At 48.7% G+C, this 17,507-nt stretch carries 18 protein-coding genes; 8 read left to right on the top strand and 10 right to left on the bottom strand.

Annotation, left to right across the window (positions count from 1 at the left end):
* Window positions 1–75 precede the first annotated feature (75 nt).
* Together AACQ84_RS06205 and AACQ84_RS06210 are read left to right on the top strand one after the other, a co-directional pair.
* Window positions 76–2,814, top strand: a complete 2,739-nt coding sequence (locus AACQ84_RS06205; RefSeq protein ID WP_012306837.1) for a valine--tRNA ligase — start codon at window positions 76–78, stop codon at window positions 2,812–2,814.
* Between the two features lie 19 nt (window positions 2,815–2,833).
* Entirely contained in the window at window positions 2,834–3,247 is a 414-nt protein-coding gene (locus AACQ84_RS06210) for a hypothetical protein (protein WP_041443445.1), read from the top strand.
* A 23-nt stretch (window positions 3,248–3,270) separates the two neighbouring features.
* Here AACQ84_RS06210 and AACQ84_RS06215 read toward each other — a convergent pair whose 3' ends face one another.
* From AACQ84_RS06215 to AACQ84_RS06240, 6 genes are all read right to left on the bottom strand, one after another.
* A complete protein-coding gene (locus AACQ84_RS06215; RefSeq protein WP_012306839.1) occupies window positions 3,271–4,467 on the bottom strand; it encodes an FtsW/RodA/SpoVE family cell cycle protein in 1,197 nt (398 codons plus the stop codon).
* Between the two features lie 163 nt (window positions 4,468–4,630).
* On the bottom strand, window positions 4,631–4,960 hold the full coding sequence (locus AACQ84_RS06220; RefSeq protein WP_012306840.1) for a hypothetical protein: 330 nt from the start codon (window positions 4,958–4,960) through the stop codon (window positions 4,631–4,633).
* A 568-nt stretch (window positions 4,961–5,528) separates the two neighbouring features.
* On the bottom strand, window positions 5,529–6,521 hold the full coding sequence (locus AACQ84_RS06225) for a pentapeptide repeat-containing protein (protein ID WP_012306841.1): 993 nt from the start codon (window positions 6,519–6,521) through the stop codon (window positions 5,529–5,531).
* The gene (locus AACQ84_RS06230; RefSeq protein ID WP_012306842.1) at window positions 6,518–7,798 is read right to left on the bottom strand and encodes a hypothetical protein; all 1,281 of its coding nucleotides are present in this window, start codon (window positions 7,796–7,798) and stop codon (window positions 6,518–6,520) included. Before AACQ84_RS06230 ends, AACQ84_RS06225 begins: the two co-directional genes overlap by 4 nt.
* A 148-nt stretch (window positions 7,799–7,946) precedes the next feature.
* Complete coding sequence (locus AACQ84_RS06235) at window positions 7,947–9,026, bottom strand: CIA30 family protein (protein WP_012306843.1); 1,080 nt, start codon at window positions 9,024–9,026, stop codon at window positions 7,947–7,949.
* An 87-nt stretch (window positions 9,027–9,113) separates the two neighbouring features.
* Window positions 9,114–9,614: a cupin domain-containing protein gene (locus AACQ84_RS06240; protein WP_012306844.1), complete on the bottom strand. Its 501-nt coding sequence runs from the start codon at window positions 9,612–9,614 to the stop codon at window positions 9,114–9,116.
* A 532-nt stretch (window positions 9,615–10,146) separates the two neighbouring features.
* On the opposite strand from AACQ84_RS06240, the gene AACQ84_RS06245 reads away from it, so the two are divergent.
* Window positions 10,147–10,515 (top strand): response regulator, encoded by a 369-nt coding sequence (locus tag AACQ84_RS06245; RefSeq protein WP_012306845.1) that lies wholly within the window; start codon window positions 10,147–10,149, stop codon window positions 10,513–10,515.
* Here the strand turns inward: AACQ84_RS06245 and tatC are convergent.
* Together tatC and AACQ84_RS06255 are read right to left on the bottom strand one after the other, a co-directional pair.
* Window positions 10,504–11,265 carry a twin-arginine translocase subunit TatC gene (gene tatC, locus AACQ84_RS06250; protein WP_012306846.1) on the bottom strand — a complete coding sequence of 254 codons (762 nt, stop codon included), beginning with the start codon at window positions 11,263–11,265 and terminating at the stop codon, window positions 10,504–10,506. The two genes, AACQ84_RS06245 and tatC, sit on opposite strands and share 12 nt — an antisense overlap.
* Window positions 11,266–11,328: 63 nt before the next feature.
* A complete protein-coding gene (locus AACQ84_RS06255; protein ID WP_012306847.1) occupies window positions 11,329–11,760 on the bottom strand; it encodes an EVE domain-containing protein in 432 nt (143 codons plus the stop codon).
* A gap of 146 nt (window positions 11,761–11,906) precedes the next feature.
* On the opposite strand from AACQ84_RS06255, the gene AACQ84_RS06260 reads away from it, so the two are divergent.
* The 3 genes from AACQ84_RS06260 (at window position 11,907) to AACQ84_RS06270 (ending at window position 14,211) form a co-directional block, all read left to right on the top strand.
* A complete protein-coding gene (locus AACQ84_RS06260) occupies window positions 11,907–13,223 on the top strand; it encodes an ATP-binding protein (protein ID WP_012306848.1) in 1,317 nt (438 codons plus the stop codon).
* Between the two features lie 178 nt (window positions 13,224–13,401).
* A complete protein-coding gene (locus tag AACQ84_RS06265; RefSeq protein ID WP_041443447.1) occupies window positions 13,402–13,581 on the top strand; it encodes a hypothetical protein in 180 nt (59 codons plus the stop codon).
* 120 nt (window positions 13,582–13,701) lie between these two features.
* Window positions 13,702–14,211 (top strand): inorganic diphosphatase, encoded by a 510-nt coding sequence (locus AACQ84_RS06270; RefSeq protein ID WP_012306849.1) that lies wholly within the window; start codon window positions 13,702–13,704, stop codon window positions 14,209–14,211.
* Between the two features lie 68 nt (window positions 14,212–14,279).
* On the opposite strand, the gene AACQ84_RS06275 is transcribed toward AACQ84_RS06270, so the two are convergent.
* A complete protein-coding gene (locus AACQ84_RS06275) occupies window positions 14,280–14,906 on the bottom strand; it encodes a TetR/AcrR family transcriptional regulator (RefSeq protein ID WP_012306850.1) in 627 nt (208 codons plus the stop codon).
* 160 nt (window positions 14,907–15,066) lie between these two features.
* On the opposite strand from AACQ84_RS06275, the gene AACQ84_RS06280 reads away from it, so the two are divergent.
* Together AACQ84_RS06280 and AACQ84_RS06285 are read left to right on the top strand one after the other, a co-directional pair.
* Window positions 15,067–15,255: a CPXCG motif-containing cysteine-rich protein gene (locus AACQ84_RS06280; RefSeq protein ID WP_012306851.1), complete on the top strand. Its 189-nt coding sequence runs from the start codon at window positions 15,067–15,069 to the stop codon at window positions 15,253–15,255.
* Between the two features lie 296 nt (window positions 15,256–15,551).
* Window positions 15,552–16,565: a hypothetical protein gene (locus tag AACQ84_RS06285; protein WP_086459461.1), complete on the top strand. Its 1,014-nt coding sequence runs from the start codon at window positions 15,552–15,554 to the stop codon at window positions 16,563–16,565.
* A gap of 9 nt (window positions 16,566–16,574) precedes the next feature.
* On the opposite strand, the gene AACQ84_RS06290 is transcribed toward AACQ84_RS06285, so the two are convergent.
* A complete protein-coding gene (locus tag AACQ84_RS06290) occupies window positions 16,575–17,171 on the bottom strand; it encodes a Crp/Fnr family transcriptional regulator (protein ID WP_012306853.1) in 597 nt (198 codons plus the stop codon).
* Between the last annotated feature and the right edge of the window lie 336 nt (window positions 17,172–17,507).

The following is a 17,507-nucleotide window of genomic DNA, read 5'->3' on the forward strand; positions in this document are numbered from 1 at the left end:
ATGGCACAATCTAGGGCGAAGATCGATTTACAATGAAGCAGCTCTCAAGTTTTTTTATTTCTCCAAGACGGCCCAATGACTACCGATATCCCCAATCTTCCCAGTCAGTACGATCCCCACAACACCGAGAATAAGTGGCAACAGACTTGGTTTGAACGGTCAGTGTTTCGGGCCGACCCCCAGAAAAAAGGCGATCCCTTTTGCATCGTGATTCCGCCCCCCAACGTCACGGGCAAGTTGCACATGGGCCACGCTTTCAATACCTCCCTGATCGATACTGTCGTTCGTTATCACCGCATGAAGGGGGAAAATGTTCTCTGTCTCCCCGGCACAGACCATGCCAGCATCGCTGTCCAAACCCTCGTCGAAAAACAAATTAAAGCCGAAGGCAAAACCCGTTACGATCTCGGTCGCGAAAAATTCCTCGAAAAAGCATGGGAGTGGAAAGCCGAATCCGGTGGCGCAATTATCAACCAACTCAAACGCCTCGGACTCTCCGCCGACTGGACGCGGGAGCGTTTTACCCTTGACGAAAATCTCTGCGAAGCCGTTAAAAAAGCCTTTATTACCCTCTACGAAGAAGGTTTAATTTATCGCGGCAATTATTTAGTCAACTGGTGTCCCGAATCCCAATCCGCCGTCTCCGATCTCGAAGTAGAAAACAAAGAAATAGACGGGCATCTGTGGCATTTCCGCTATCCATTGAGCGATGGCAGTGGCTATGTGGAAGTGGCAACGACTCGCCCAGAAACGATGCTCGGTGATACGGGCGTTGCGGTGAATCCCAATGATGAACGCTATAAAAATTTAATTGGAAAAACGTTAACCTTGCCAATTGTCGGGCGGGAAATTCCGGTGTTTGCCGATGAGCACGTAGACCCTGAATTTGGGACAGGTTGTGTGAAGGTTACGCCCGCCCATGATCCGAATGATTTTGAGATGGGGAAACGCCACAACCTCGAATTTATTAACATCATGAACCGCGATGGCACGTTAAATGAAAATGCGGGGATGTTTGCAGGGCAAGATCGCTTTGAGGCGCGGAAAAATCTCGTTGCCAAATTAAAAGAGGATGGCGTACTGGTCAAAACGGAAGACTATCGCCACAGCGTCCCCCACAGCGATCGCGGGAAGGTTCCGGTAGAGCCACTCCTTTCCACCCAGTGGTTTGTCAAAATTGACCCGCTGGCGCAGAAAACCCTCGCCTTTTTAGACGAAGAAAATCAACCGAACTATGTGCCGGAACGGTGGCGCAAGGTGTATCGGGATTGGTTAGTGAAGTTGAATGATTGGTGTATTTCGCGGCAGTTGTGGTGGGGACATCAGATTCCGGCGTGGTATGTGGTTAGTGAAACCAATGGCGAAATTCAGGATCACACGCCCTTTATCGTTGCCCATGATGAGGCGGAAGCAAAACAAAAGGCGATCGCCGCCTATGGCGCAGATTGTCAGCTAGAACAGGATCCCGATGTGTTGGATACATGGTTTTCCTCTGGCTTATGGCCCTTCTCGACCTTGGGTTGGCCCGACAATAGCGAAGATTTCCAGAAATATTTCCCCAATAGCGTGCTGGTGACGGGGTTTGACATTATCTTTTTCTGGGTGGCGCGGATGACGATGATGTCCAGCCATTTCACCGGAAAAATTCCCTTTAAGGATGTTTACATTCACGGGCTAGTCCGAGACGAAAATGGCAAAAAAATGTCGAAATCTGCCAATAATGGCATTGATCCCCTGCTGATGTGCGATCGCTATGGCACGGATGCGTTGCGTTATACCCTGATCCGTGAGGTCGCTGGGGCAGGTCAGGATATCAGTTTGCAATACGACCGCAAAACCGATGAATCCCAGTCTGTAGAAGCCTCCCGGAATTTTGCCAATAAGCTTTGGAATGCGGCGCGGTTTGTGATGATGAACCTCGATGGGAAAACCCCCACCGATTTGGGTCGTCCTGCGATGGCGGATCTAGAGTTAGGCGATCGCTGGATTCTCTCCCGTCTGCACCAAGTGATTGCCGACACCCACAAAAACCTCGAAGGGTATGGCTTAGGGGAAGCCGCCAAAGCCCTCTACGAATTTATCTGGGGCGATTTCTGCGACTGGTATATCGAACTGGTCAAACCCCGTCTCTATGCCAAGGAAGCGCAAGATCAAGCTTCCCGTACCGTTGCTCAACAGATTTTGGCGTGGGTCTTAGAGGACATTCTGAAATTACTCCATCCCTTTATGCCCCACATCACCGAGGAAATTTGGCAGACCCTCACCCAAGCGGACGGCCAAACATTCCTTGCGACGCAGCTTTTCCCCGCCGAAAATGACCAGTTAGTCGATACCTCCCTAGAGGATGAATTTGCCCTATTAATTGAGGCAATTCGCACGATCCGCAATCTCCGTGCCGAAGCGGGCATTAAACCAGGAGCAACGGTCACCGTGATCCTCCAAAGTGAAACGGAAACGGAACTCAACACCTTGGCGAAAGGGGAAGCCTATATTCTTAAATTAGCTAAGGTGGAAACTTTAAAATTGACCAATACCGTCGATAATTCCCTCAAACAGGCGATCGCCGGAGTCGTGGGGACAATCCAGGTCTTAATTCCCCTCGAAGGCCTTGTCGATATTCCTGCACTGCGGTCAAAATTAGAGAAGAATCTCGTAAAAGTGAATAAGGAAATTCAATCCCTCAGTGGACGTTTGAATAACCCTGGCTTTGTCAATAAAGCTCCAGCAGAGGTGATCGAAGGTGCCCGGTCTGCCCTTACCGAAGCTGAAGCACAACAATCTATTTTGACGGAACGTTTACAACGACTTCAGTAATGCGTTTCCTTTACCTGTGATGCGTCACCTTGCTCAAATTCAACGTCATCCCCAATCGACTCAGCTTCAACTTGTGTTTGTGGCGCAAGAGCAGCCTGACGGGAGTTGGCTCATCCATGACCAAGGCGATCGCCCCTCCATGGTTTATTCCCAAACGGAATTTGCTGTGGGGGCACTGGTTTTAATTCAACTTGATAAACAGCGACAATTGGCCAGCATCCAAGACGCGACGGACTGGCTCTTGAATGTGGTGCACCATTATTTTGTCCCAGGCAAAATCACCCCGGAGTTTGTCCAGCAAGAACAAAAAAAAATAGAAACTTGGCGGCAAGAAATGACGGCCCAAAGCCAAGACTTTACCCGTCGTCAACTCGAACTAGAGGTACGCCGAGAGCAGCTAGAAGCCCTGGAACAGAAATTGTCTGACTCCTGATTGGTTCGTTCAATGTTGAGCGTTTATGTTGGATTTTCTTGTCGCTGCTGCCGTCGTTCTGCGAGGGAAATGACTGTTGCTTCGCCGTTTTCCCTGGCGATCCGCACCAAAAGTCCCGTCAGCATCAAACTAGAAATAATTGAACTGCCACCATAGCTAAAGAGGGGCAAGGGTAAACCCGTCGTCGGTAAAGCTCCCGTTGCCACGCCAATGTTGAGCAAAGATTGACCAATGAGAATAAAGGTGGCCCCAATGGCAATCAGTCGGTGACGGAGCACAGGCGATCGCCAAGCCACATAACTCCCCAAAGAGGCATAGGCGAAGAGTAACCCCAATAGTCCCAAAGAGCCAATTAAACCAAATTCCTCTGCAAAAATCGCGAAAATAAAATCCGTGTGTTGAATCGGCAGAAAGAATAACTTTTGCTGGGATTCGCCAAAGCCTAAGCCCCAACCACCACCGGAGGAAACCGCCAGCAAACTTTGTACCAACTGATAACCTTCATCCCGTGCAGCGCGGAAAGGGTCAAGGAAAAACGTCAATCGCTCCCGTTGATAACTATTAACACTAATACTCGCTAAGGCCGCCAATCCCCCGACACCAGCGGCTCCCCCCAGCAATAGCCAAGGAATACCTGCGGCCAAGGCAATAAACCAGATCGTCATACCACAAAGGGCGGTGGTACTTAGGTTGGGTTGCTTCAAAATTGCCAATAAAATCCCAGCAAATAAGCTCAACCAAACAGCTCGGTGCCAAATTTTTAACTGACGCCAACGACTAAAGACATTAGCGGCTTCTAAGACCAAAAAAGGCTTTGCAAACTCCGAGGGTTGTAGGGCAAATCCGGCAATCCCAATCCAACGGGAAGCGCCCCATTCTTCACTGCCCCGACCAAAACCGACAATCGTCAGCAGGATCAATCCAAAGGAAATGATCAGGCCGCCAAACGAAATCAGGCGAATTTTTTTCAGGGGGACGCGGGCGATCGCCCCAGCACAGATCAAACCGGCGATCGCCCAAACGATTTGCCGCTTGACATAGTACCAACCATCACCATAATCAACAGCTGCCACCGGATAAGAGGCGGAAAAGAGGGTGACTAATCCAAGCCCAAGCCACAACAAAGTCAACCATCGCAACAACCTTGCCTCCAAGGCCCAATGCTTGACCTCAGTAAAATACGTCAAAAAATGGTGGAGGAGATCTCTGTTAGCCAACACGTTTTAAGGGTAAAAAATGCTTCCCTATTATCGCAAAGGATGCTCGATCCTAGGGTTGCTTCTCCTGGACTTTTTTGCAAACTTATTGATGAATTTTTGATATTGCTTACCGTAGGCTATTGGGTGACAAATACCGATTCAAGAGAAATGACTCTTTTTTTTCCTAAGCCGTTGCCGGAATTTCAACCTCCAAACGTGCCGCTGTGACAGCACTAAAGGCAAAGGCCATCACCAACGGTAAAGGGCAATGCCAATAATAAGTAAAAATACCTGAAACTAAGGTCACCCCGGCGGCAAAAGCCAACCAACGTTTTTCATCTTGGGTAAAACCTTTTTCCGATTTAATGAGGCGGAGAATTTCTCCAGGAATGGGTTCGGGCATCACGCCATTTGGCGGAAAAGCCCAATAAAAATTGGTACTGACTAACGTTGGATCTGTCCAGCCATTGCCATCACACCACTCTTGAATCCACTCGTCGCAATAATGCCTCATACTCATTTGTTCCTGCTGATTAATTCTGTAATGTCTATTGATCTGGCAAACAATAAACAATTATTTAAGATTTGATGTTGTTTTATCTGTTCATTCCCAAAGACAATTCCAAACACAGAACGCCTTGAAGAATGGAATTTTATCCTATCAACTGAAAAACCAAAGGCGATCGCCAAAGAAAGAAAAGTTTAGATAAAATAATTGGGTATAATTACTTATTTTCTAGGGCTTACATATCTGTTCTCACATCAAAAATACAACAACTCATCTTTAAGAGAATCGATTTCTCCGTGATTAATCTTGCTGGCGATCGCCAGATCTGAAATCAAGGCCTGGACAAAAAATTACGCCATCTGTAAAGAAATGTTGCAAAGATCGACGGTGCTTGTTACAATTTTTAACAAAGCTCACTCCAAGATTTTACAGATTTCCATTCCAGTGGATCTGTCGGCAAAGTACCATGCGCCGTCTTGACATTGAGTTTCTCCTCTCATACAGCAAGCTCAAACTGACCAGCCCTGAAGCTTAGGCTGGTTTTTTTATGGGTTGGTGTAGATTAATCGTTGGTCTAGCGGTGTTCAGAGCCATCGGGCATCATCGCCCCAGTCAGAATGACCCCAGCAAGATTTGTACTGCTAATTTCAGCACGGATCAGGTTCGCCCGGGTTAAATCTGCTCCCATCAGATTGGCGCGGGCAAGGTAAGTATCAATCATTTCAGCATCGATTAATTTGGCCTGGGAGAGGTTGGTGCGACTGAGATCCGCACGGTTGAGACGGGCATTGGTCAAATTGGCTTTATTGAGTTTGGCGCGATTGAGGCGGGCACCGGGAAGATTAGCCCAGGTAAGATTGGCTAGGCGAAGATCAGCATCCTCCATTAACGCCCGCTCAAATTTCGCATTTTTGAGATTAGCTTTGACAAGGTTGGCCCCAATCAAATTCGCTTCGGTCAAGATCGCGTTTTCTAAGTTGGCCCCACTGAGATCGGCTTCATGGAGATCGGCCCGTCGGAAATTAACACCCTTGAGGTTGGCACCACTTAATTCGCCCCGGGCGAGGTCGGCACCTTGGAGGTTCGCCCCCTGTAGATCGGCTTTCCGGAGGATGGTGCCCCGCAGACTGGAATTATAAACTCGCTTTTCTTCCCGAAGATTGGCTTCCCGCAAACAGACCCCAGAAAGATTCGCCCCGCTTAGGTCTGCCCCCCGGAGATCTGCTCCCATCAGGTTGGCATCGAGTAAATTTGCCAGGGTCAGGTCGGCGTTGGTTAAGTTAGCACCAATTAAAACAGCACCATGGAGATCAGCGTTATGAAGTTCTGCCAAGGTTAAATTGGCTTGGTTGAGGTTAGCGCCGCTGAGGTTGGCATTAATGAAATTGGCTTGTTTTAGATTGGCCCGGCTGAGATAGGCAAAAATCAAAATTGCGTTGTGGAGGTCAGCATCCTGGAGATTAATGCCGATGAGATCTGCCCCCCAAAAGTTCGCGCCATCGAGTTGGGCTTCTGGGAAATGGGTTTCTCCAAGCGCATATTTAGCAATGAGTTCTTGGGGGGTCATAGGTCATGGACGGGGGGATTGGTGAAAGTCGTCACGGCTTGAACAATGGCTCCGGCGGCTTGGAGATGTTCGTTGGCGTCAAAGAGTGACCGGGCGATCGCCGAAAGTTTGATTTCCAAAGCCTTGAGACTAGAGGCATCCCGCAGCACTTCGGATAATAACTCATCAAAATCACAGGTACGCAACATTGACCAGTCTTTGCCACTGAGGTCAAAGGGATGATGGACGACGGAAAACAGCAAAATTTTCGTGCGGAGGGGATTCGCATATTTCATCACCTCCAGCTTAAGTTCGTAGATGTTGAGAGCCGCCGCAAAATGCTTTTTTTTCGGTACCGGAGCAGGCGCAGGGGCCGGCATTGGTCGAGGGGGGCCGGTGTTGAGCAACATCGTCTGGGTCATCTGGGTCTCTGGATCTAGCGCCAGGGTTTGATTTTCACTGAAATCAAGATCCATCGACTTGGCAGGCTTGGGAATGGGGAGCTCGTCAATATTAAAAGCCATGGTCTGCTTATAGTTCACAGACTCTGGTGCTGGACTTGGGGCAGGGGGAGGGGGAGGGGGCGGCACCACTGGGGTGGGAACTGGCGCCGGGGGGTCAGCGGTGGGTTGGGTTAAACCCGTGGCAGAATCACCGGATTTGTATAGGGGGGCGATCGCCCCAAGAATTACATCAGCCAATTGGCCATAGATTTGTTGGCGATTAAGCAGAGACACTAATTTGCGCAGGATCGTCTCAAATTGGTTACGGGTGGGGTAGTTAACGACGACTTGGCGTAACAGGTTAGCCAAACTGTATTCTTCTAAAACCTGAAAACTATTTTCCCAACGCTTAAAACAAAGGGCATAGAGTAATTTTTTGATGCGAATATTCTCGCGGTGTTCTTCGAGGGTTTGCACCGCAACTTCTAGGTGAATCTCTGTAATGCTTTGGTGGCTATTCTGGCCAGCAGCAACAATACCCGTCGAAGGATCTTGATCTTCGTTTTCGTAGAGGGGGCTTAACTGGGTCAAGATGTCGTTGGCAAGGCGACCATAGGTAGCAGGCCGACTGAGGGTACTGACAGAGGTACTAAAGGCCCGCTGGAGTTCTTTGAAACTCAAGAACTGGTCAAGATTTTTTTTGACGATGCGCTCCAGGGAGAGACGTTGGAGTAACTGGGGATTACTTTCCCACCGATTGACAGCAGTATAAATTAACAACTTTTTGATGCGTTGGGCATCTGGGTGTTGTTCTAACTCTCGAATGATGGCTTGGAGAGAGACAGGGGGAGTCATAGGTTGAGAAACAATTCCCACGGGAAACCAGCGTTTAAGGGGACAGGATTAAGGCAGCCAAAGTATTTATGCTTTCGATCTTACTTGTTTATGCTAAATATCTAACCGGATACCCCGCAATTCTTTGCCATGGGTGGCCAGTTGTTGGTTACTGTGACGCTGCACAGGTAATAATTTGGTTAACGGCTTGGCGATCGCCAATGACATTGATCACAGTTTGCAAATTTTCTGCGGTAAAACCCTGGGGACAATGGATTAGACAATAGGGGAGCCCCGTTTCCTGGAGCGCTTCCTGGGGGGCGGTGGTTTGACTCAGGGCAATAATTTGGGGGAAAGGTTCACCACCATAAACGGCGATCGCCTCGATGGCTAGTTGGAATAACCCCGGCTGAAAGCTGGGATTGAGTTGCCCATCATATTCAAACTTACTGAGCATCAACTGCAACGCATAGACCCGGTCAGCTTGAAATTGCCCCATTTGCGGTACGGATTTGGCCCGAAAAACAGGCACAAGTTCGCTAAACGGAATATCCACGCTCAACCACTGATCTGCGGTGGTCTCAAAGGAATAACTATAGCCAATGCCGTCCCAACGGTTTTCGCAGCGGGCAATAAATTTGTAGCGTTGGCCATCGCCCTTTACCCGGAGCCGGAACCCCGCATATTTAGATAGATCCCAGGGATTTGCCAAACTTTTGGTGCGTACCGACGCAAAACCGCCATTGTTATCGGTGGAGACATTACCTGTAAATAGCGCCCCAGTCGGGGTTAACCGCAATTGACTTTGGCTAACACCTCCCATCACCACGTCGTCTACTGCCCCCCACAGTTGGGCGAGGGCAGGGGTCGCTTGGCGAAAATTAAACAGTTCCCACTGGGGCGATCGCCATTGGGGATCTTGACTCACCTGGGTGAGGAGGGAGTCTCTGGTTGTGGCGGCGAGATCAGCACAAAGAATAAGCATGGCCGCCCCATTTCGAGATTCATCAGCATCTTGCGTCCAATGGGTTTGATAGCCGCGAGCCGAAAGGGCCTGCACAAGGGTTTGATTTTCTGGGCGATCGCCACCCACCACTAAAATTTTTCCCATCTGGGCGCTGCCTCCAAATGTTTCATTATCCGCTGCCACGTTTTCTTGACCCAACCAAGGCTTAATCAGTTGACTCCCCGGCATAACATCGAACTGAATGAGGGTCTGCATAAAGCGACCGAAATCCCAAATTGCCATTGTGTTTCCCTCGGTTGCCGATCCGTTAGCCAAAGTGTAACGGGTTTCCCTGGGCGATCGCCAAAACGAGGCAATGATTTCCTTTAGTTAATGGCTCGGATGAATATAATCCTTGAGTTGCGGCCAATGCTCCGGATACAGTTCTTGGAGCACTGACCCCTGGGCAACTTCCAAATCTTGGTAATCAAATCCTGGGGCCACCGCTTCCCCCAAAAGACCAAATTCGCCCGCTTCTAAAATGGCCGTTTTCCAGTAACCCCCTGGTACCAGGAGTTGGGGCACTTCTCCCGCCGCTAAGTCAAAGCCGAGCTTCGTGGTCTGCCACTGGCCTTCCGGAGAAAGGGTATGGTAGGTGATCGCCGCACCGCCGTGGAAATAATGCATGATCGGCGATTGGTTGCGGTGCAGATAGTCCATGGGCCGCGATTGACTGAGCAGATAGTAAATCGAGGTTAACAATTGGCGATCGCCTCCCGGTCTTTCGGTGGCCATAGAGAGTGTTGAGCGGTAAGTTTCCCGAAAATAGCCCCCTTCCAGATGGGGTTCTAGGCCCAAATATTCAATTACGGCTGCCGCTGTCAAAGTCATAAATTAAAAATCCCCTAGTGAAAACGAACGTGAAAATTAGCTCGAATTTTGTTTGACTTCAAGATAGCGCCCGATCACAGAGATCAAACAAGCTAAAAATATTTTTAATTGATCATTTCAGGCAGTAAGACAAAATACCTAAAAATAAACTCTGATTTCGATGCAACTCTCAGCAAATCGCAATATTTTTTTAGAAAATTAGTTACAAAACCACAGGCAAGTTAAAAAAAGCAAAATTCATTAAGTTTGCTTCCGGGAAACCTTAAATGTTCATTAGGGTTTATTTTTTCCAGGCAAGGTCGCCTCTATGATCAGTAGCGTAAGCAAGTTAGGTCAATGCTGCAAAATTACTTTTTCTGTCGTAGCTGTTTCTGCCAAATTTCTCTTGAGCAATCGTATTTTTTCTCAGCCAGACCGACCTATTACAACTTTTATTGACTATTGAGATCCGTCGTATTTTTTCCTGATTTAGGCTCACTAAAGAGTCTTGAATTTTCTCCTCAAAAATCATTGTTTCCCTTGGTGACACATCATGATTCCGAAAATTTTAGTGATCGAAGACGAATCTGATCTACGAGGTAGCTTGGTGATTTCTTTAATCGTTGAAGGCTATGCAGTGACGGGCGTAGGAAATGGTGCCCTGGGGGTTAGTTTAGCGCGGCGACTAACACCAGACGTGATTATTTGTGACTTTCGCTTGCCCTGTCTCGATGGCCAAGAAATTTTTGGTCAATTGCGCCATGATCAATCCACCGAAAAAATTCCGTTTATTTTGATCAGTGCCGATGCCTTACCAGAATATTCTGTGCCACAGCCCGATTCTTTTCTCCGTAAACCCTTTGGTCGCCCCGAATTAATGGCCGCTGTACTGCAGGCGATCGCCAAGCCCCTAGCGTCCTGAAAGTTTCACAATGCCAATGCCGCCAAAATATAAGCCCAGGACGGCCCCAGCCAAGAGTGATTGGGTCATCGGATCTGTCGAGGGCGTAATCACCGCGCCGAGCACCACTGCCCCCAGAACGACAAAGCGCCAACCCTTGAGCATCAGGCTCGAAGAAACAATCCCCAACCAAGACAAGATCATTTGCACCACAGGCACCTGAAACGCTAGCCCCGTAAAAAACATCAGACCCAGCACCAACTCAAAATACCGTTCAATAGACCAGGCCGCCTCTACGACATCAGCACCATAGGTAATGAAAAAATTCAGAGCCGCTGGAATCAAAGCAACGTAGGCAAAGGCCAAGCCCGCAAAAAACAGCACACCAGACCCCAAGACAACGGGAGCGAGGAGACGCCGTTCTCCCCTGGTTAGCCCCGGCAAAACAAACTGAATAATTTGGTACAGGATAAAAGGACTCGCCAGTAAAGCGCCGGTGTAGCCCGCCACCTTAAACGAGAGAAAGAAAAATTCGCCGGGGGCCACCTGGATGAATTTCACCCCAGCAGCAGGCGCTTCTAAGATCTGGACGATGGGTTTGACAAAAAAGAAACAACCGACCCAACCGACAACAACGGAAATCAGCGAATAAAAAATGCGCCAGCGGAGTTCTTCGAGGTGATCGAAAAAGGACATTTCTGCTTCATCGGGAATCTCCCGCATGGGATCTGGGGACTCGGTTGGGGGCATTTTACTTTGGGTCGAGGTCATGGTGAAGAAAGGTGCACAGCAGAGTTTTATTTTAACGGAGGTTTTTGGGGAAGTTAGGGGAGATCACCCTTTCAGTTGATGCACCCGCAGCCATTGTTCGGGGGTGATTTTGAAATTGGTACTGCTGGGCGTGTGGATAACATCAAGATCGCGCAGGATGCCATCAAATCGCAATTCTATCTTGCGTAGGGGTTGACCGAGGAGCTTGCGAATAAAGCGGATCTGACTGCGGGGTTTATCGGCTCGGAGTCGCTTGGGATCCGTCCAATAGTCGAGGTCTTGAATGTCTTTGGGGGAAATAACTGTGGGGAGACTAATGATTTCGGCGATCGCATAAATGCCGGCAGCTTCACCGGCCATCCAAATTAAAACGCCATCACCGACTTGAATTTTGTTTTTGTAGCGGGTCACAAGCCAGGGCATTTCCGTTTGTTCACGGATGGCATCAAGTACACGATGATAGCGGGGGTTCCCTTGAAAAAGCCAATATGCCATCTGATCCAGATTGAGAAAATGTAAAGGATGCTGAGGAATACAATACCGCCATTTCCCCAATGCGGTAAATTCTTAGCAGAATGGTATAGCGCTATCAGCACAGTTCATCTGGATTCTTCTAGCCCATTACATCGGCAGATATTTTTATGGTTGCTCCCGCTTCAAACACAATTTCCACCAGGCTACTTTATCCGCAAATTGCATCTTTACTGATTTTTCAGGGGGTGTTTGCGGATCCAGTTGGTCAGACCTTTTTGGCGTTGTTAGAAAGCTTATATTCAGATCAAGCAGCCCAATCCTCCGGGTCAACGGCCAGTATTCAGTGCTTGCGACGCTATGGGCGCTGGTTTCAAGCTTTGGCGATCGCCGATGTGAGTTGGCAAGATTGGCTTGTGGGGCGCATTCTCCAGGACGATAATCCCTTTAGTCGTCAGGCCCAGGTGAAATCCCTAGGGGAAATGAGCCGTTCCCTCCAGGAAGCGGTACGCCATGACCTGACGATTTTGCACCAAGTGTATTCGTGCGAACCCGAAACCGTCCGCTATTGGGTCACCGTTGCGACCCAGGTCGCCACAACCCTCACCCCTTGGCGGCGATCGCCCATCAAAGATTCTGCTTTTCTCCATTCCCACGACGCTTGGCCCGACTCCCTAGAGCAGTTGGCTGGTTATTACCATCGCCATGGCGCAGGCCAGTTTAGCCAATATGGTGCGTTCCGCTGGGCTGAAGGAAGTTTGCAACCCGTCCTTGATCCCGAATGGCTCCCCCTCGCCGATATTGTGGGCTACCCTGAGCCAAAAACTGCCTTAATCCGTAATACCGAAGCTTTACTTCAAGGTTTACCGGCGTTGAATGTGCTTTTGTACGGGAGTCGCGGTTCTGGTAAATCTTCCCTGGTAAAAGCCTTGTTAGGGGCCTACTATGACCAGGGCCTCAGACTAATTGAAGTGGACAAAACAGGTCTGGGAGATTTACCGCAAATTGTGGAGATCCTCCGGCAACAACCCCAAAAATTCATTATCTTCGTTGATGATCTGTCCTTTGAAGAGGATGATGAAGTGTTTAAGTCCCTCAAGGTGGTGCTCGAAGGCAGTATCCGGGCCAAGGCAAGTAATGTTGTGGTTTATGCCACTTCCAATCGCCGTCATCTGGTGCGGGAATTCTTTGAGGAACGGCCCCGACCCAGCCAAGCAGAAGAAATTCATCACTGGGATACGGTTCAAGAGAAATTATCCTTTAGCGATCGCTTTGGGTTGACCCTGACCTTTGCCCCAGCTAATCAGGCCACCTATTTAGAAATCGTCCACCATTTAGCCCAAAGAGCTAGTTTAAATTTGGCTCCGGCTGATCTGGATTTTCAAGCGAAGCAATGGGCCACTCGCCATAATGGTCGTTCCGGCCGGACAGCCCGCCAATTTGTTGATTTTTTGCTGGCAGAACAAGCCTTGAATTCGTCCCAATAGCCTGTGATGAAAAGACCCCGACGGTTAAAGAAATCTTAAGGGTAGCGAAAATCGTCAAACCCAACACAGTTCTGGGCCAATTGTTAGTTAGAATAACAGCACCTTCTTTAACCACTTAATTTTTTAGTTTTTTAAAACATTGGCTTCCTAACGATTGTGTTAGCAGGCCCTGACACCTATGGACTCCAGTGGCTCTCCCGGCAAACCTGCCGACCCTTCCCCCCGATGGTCTGATCTGCTTGGTACAGCGATCGCCCTTTTGACCTTGACCATTCCCCTATTGATTATTGGGTATTACTCCGACCAACCTGTCCAGAACCTCGCACCGGATCTCACCTCCTCTGTGTTATTGGAATAATCCTGCGGGTAAAGGAACCGCTTCTGTGTAGAATGCTTGAGGGCGATCGCCTCGCACTTTTTTAGAGTGTTTCAGGGCCGCCTCAACCCTTTGTTCTGGATATATTTGGAGAAATTACCCGTGGATTTATCTCGGATTCCTGCCCAACCGAAAGCTGGTTTGATTAATGTTTTGATCGAAATCCCCGGCGGCAGCAAAAACAAGTATGAGTTCGATAAGGATATGAATGCCTTTGCCCTCGACCGGGTGCTCTTTTCTTCGGTGAAATATCCCTACGACTATGGCTTCGTGCCCAATACCCTCGCCGATGATGGCGATCCCCTCGATGGGATGGTGATTATGGACGAGCCGACCTTCCCTGGTTGTGTCATCGCTGCCCGCCCCATTGGGATGCTGGAAATGATCGACGGTGGCGATCGCGACGAAAAAATTCTCTGTGTTCCCGCTGAAGATCCCCGTTACAACGACATTAAATCCATCAAACAGATCTCCCAGCACCGCCTAGATGAAATTGCCGAATTCTTTGCCTCCTACAAGAACCTGGAGAAAAAAGAAGTGGAAATTTTAGGCTGGAAAGATATTGATGCCGTTGCGCCCATCGTGGAAGAGTGCGTCAAAGCTTACAAATAGAGTGCTGTAAATTGACAATGTTTAAGGGTGGGCGTGTTCTTATTGGGATGCGCCCCTTGCTTTGGGTTCTAAGCCAAGACCCCATGGAGAAAAATGTCGGCGATGCCTTCTGCCATTTCCCGGAGTGACTCTGGGGTGGCGTGGGGGTCAGCGATGGTCACGTCAGAAAAGCCGGCGATCGCAAACATCCCCAAAAAGACCTGGGCGACAATGTGGGGGTTCATTTTCCGGTAAATGCCTTTTTCCATGGCCGACTCGAAAAACGCCTCTGCAATGCCTGTCATTTTATCGATCACTTCTGCCTGGATTTTTTCCTGGAGTTCTGGGTGGGCCTGGGTTTCGATGAAACAAACCTTGAGCAGATTTTTATTTTTGTGCATATTCAGCATCCGGTGGCGCATCACCTGGGCGATCGCCTTGTAGCTGCCCATCTCACTCATTTCCGTTAAAAAATCCGTGAGGAGATCCATCCAGCCGAGGGTTGCCACTTCCACGAGGATGGTTTTTTTGTTGCTAAAGTGACGAAACAAAGTTCCCTCTGCCACCTGGGCCTTGGCGGCTAATTCCTTCGTTGTGGTTTTTTCGTATCCCTTTTGGGCGAATAACTGTAGTGCCGCCTTTAAAATTCGGTCCCGGGGCTGGTCTGCCGCGCAGTTCTCTGCTAATCCTGTCTTTGGCGATCGCTGCTGAAACATGACCATCTTTCCTACGTCCCATATACAGTATCTAACTACTTTTATTGTGTCTTAGGAGACGAAATCCCCTCCCTTAGCCTTCATAAAACTTGAGGTGCTCCCCCAGAAAATATTGAGAAACATTTAGTGACAGAAAAACAAACTAAGCGGGTAATTCATTATGGAAAATACAGCAAACTATTTTTGTGCCTATTGCGGCGAAGAAAGCATTACTTTTGTGGATCTCAGTGGTGGTTTTTCCCAAAGTTATATCGAAGATTGCCAAGTCTGTTGTCAGCCGAACCGCCTGTTTATTACGGTCGATGAAGAGACCCTAGAAGTAACCATTGAAACTGACATTACCTATTGATCCCCCGTATTTCTAAGCAAATCAACGGCCAATTAAACATTAGATTTCCAGTCCCCAGCGATTAATACTGTTTAATTGAAATTTGTCTCCTTTGACCACAAAAAATATTTCAACAACAGTAAAAATACCGCTAACTATTACTATTGTTATTTTCCGAGTTTTGGCGGATTGTAGTGGCGAATTATTTCACTATACTGAAGTGGTGTGCCCGTCTTATTGCCACTATGGATGTCCCAACCAAAAACCAAAGTTCGATACCATCATCTGTCAAGATCTGCCTTAGCAGTGCCTTATTTTTGAGCCTTCCCCTCGCCATTTCCGTGAAAGCCGAAGTTTACCAAGGGATTGATTTTCCCCAGGGGGCCAGCTCCTTTGCAGATCGAGTCGTGAGCTTGGAATACAACGAGGCCACCAATGTCAGTGGTGAATATCGTGACAGCTCCCGCGCCCTAGGCATTCCAGATGGTAACCACGTATCCCTCGGTAATGCCTCAGATGAAATGAATTCTTCTGCGTTGATTGTGGAGTTTGTCAATAATCGCCTGGTGGACGTGCCAGGGCCAGATCTTTACATTTTTGAAGTGGGGCCAGCGGTAGAGGCCACCAACGTGGCGATTTCTACAGATGGACAGCAATGGTACGAGTTGGGGCGTATTCAAGGCGCTACCCGTTCTGTGGATTTAGCGAGGTTTAATGATTTGCCCCCTGGTGCCCAATATCGCTTCGTGCGCTTACGTGATTATCCCGACTGGCGAACGAGTGGTAGTCCCTATGGTGGCCCAGATATTGATGCCATTGGCGCCATTGGATCTGTGGCGGCATCGCCGGAACCGGTGCGGGTGCCCCCTGGTAATCGGCCTGATTTGTTTAACCCTGAGCCTGGGGATACGCTTCAACTGGGTAACAATGCCCAAGCTTGTCGCAACGGCAATGTGACCTTTCAAGCCATTGGCAATCCCCAAGTGTCATTGCGCTTTGAGCCAGCCCAAGGCTTTGTGACTGTCCCCTACATTGGCGTTATTAACCATCAGCAGCGGGGAGAGGTGGCCCGATTTGAATATTCGATTTCGGTGGGCTATCCCAGAGCTAATCTCATTTTGCAAAACAGTACAACGCCGACAGATCCCCCTAGCTTTCCCATTTACTTTTTCGATGGTCGCTTAATGCCGACCTATGGGGACGTGAAATCAGAGTATGCGGTAATTTCAGGGTTTGGCTCCTATGATCATTACTTTAATGTGGAGAGGGGTTCCCGCACGGGAGGCGGAGAAATTGGCGATGTGATGTGGCGTCAACAATGTTCAGGTTAGGGCAAGTCGCTAAAGTCGAGGCAGGGGGAGGCGATCGCCTTGGGGATTATCTAATAACAAAATGTGGCGATCGCCATCAATTTTTAGCCAGCCTTGCTGTTGAAATTCCTTAAAAAGTCGGGTGACAGTGACGCGGGTCGTCCCAATGGTATCGGCGAGGTGCTGGTGCGTGAAACGATAACGGAGTCGGGTGATGGTTGCTTCTGATTTGCCCATTTCGTCCTTGAGGAGCAGCAGCAAAGAAATTAAGCGGTCTTCAATGCGTTTGAGACCGGCGATCGCCAAGAGATATTCGGCTTGACGGAGGCGCTGGAGGGTTTGTTGGAGTAATTCCTGCTGAAGGCTGGGAGACTGTTTTACGGCTTTGGCAGAGTGGCGCACCAGACGACTGTCCACAAGGGCGATCGCCTCAATCCCTTCGAGTTTGGTCATAAATGATCCCCAAAAACTTCCTTTTTGGAGCCAACCCAACACCGTCACTGCTCCTTCGGGGGTGTGGCTCCGGAGCTGCAACACGCCCCGTTCCACCTGCCAAATATCCTGAGAATAGCGGGGAATCACCTGACCCCGGAGGAAAGAATGGCAAATTTTTTCCGCAGCGTCCATGGGCTTACAAAAGTCAAACGTTGGGCCAATAATAATTGCTGACAAAGATAATTTTGGTTAAGAGATAATCGAAGCTTCGCCCAGGATAAAGGAGATAGTTAAATAAAATGTAATCGTGAGTTTAAGGTTAATCTTCTGCAAAGCACCAAACCACGAAGAGAACCCCGACCCAAAATATTACTTGTTGACTAAGCTGAACAAGGGAGTTGAACCCCCAGTAGCCATAAATCACAGCAAATTGAGTTGTGACATAGGTTGTAACCAAAAAGAAAGCACTTAGTCCCAATAATAATCCAATCATTTTTCTCGAATTTCTATTTTAAGAAAATCGTGGCC

It is taken from the genome of Picosynechococcus sp. PCC 7002, from assembly GCF_963860125.1.
In the GTDB taxonomy this organism is placed as follows: Bacteria; Cyanobacteriota; Cyanobacteriia; order Cyanobacteriales; family MRBY01; genus MRBY01.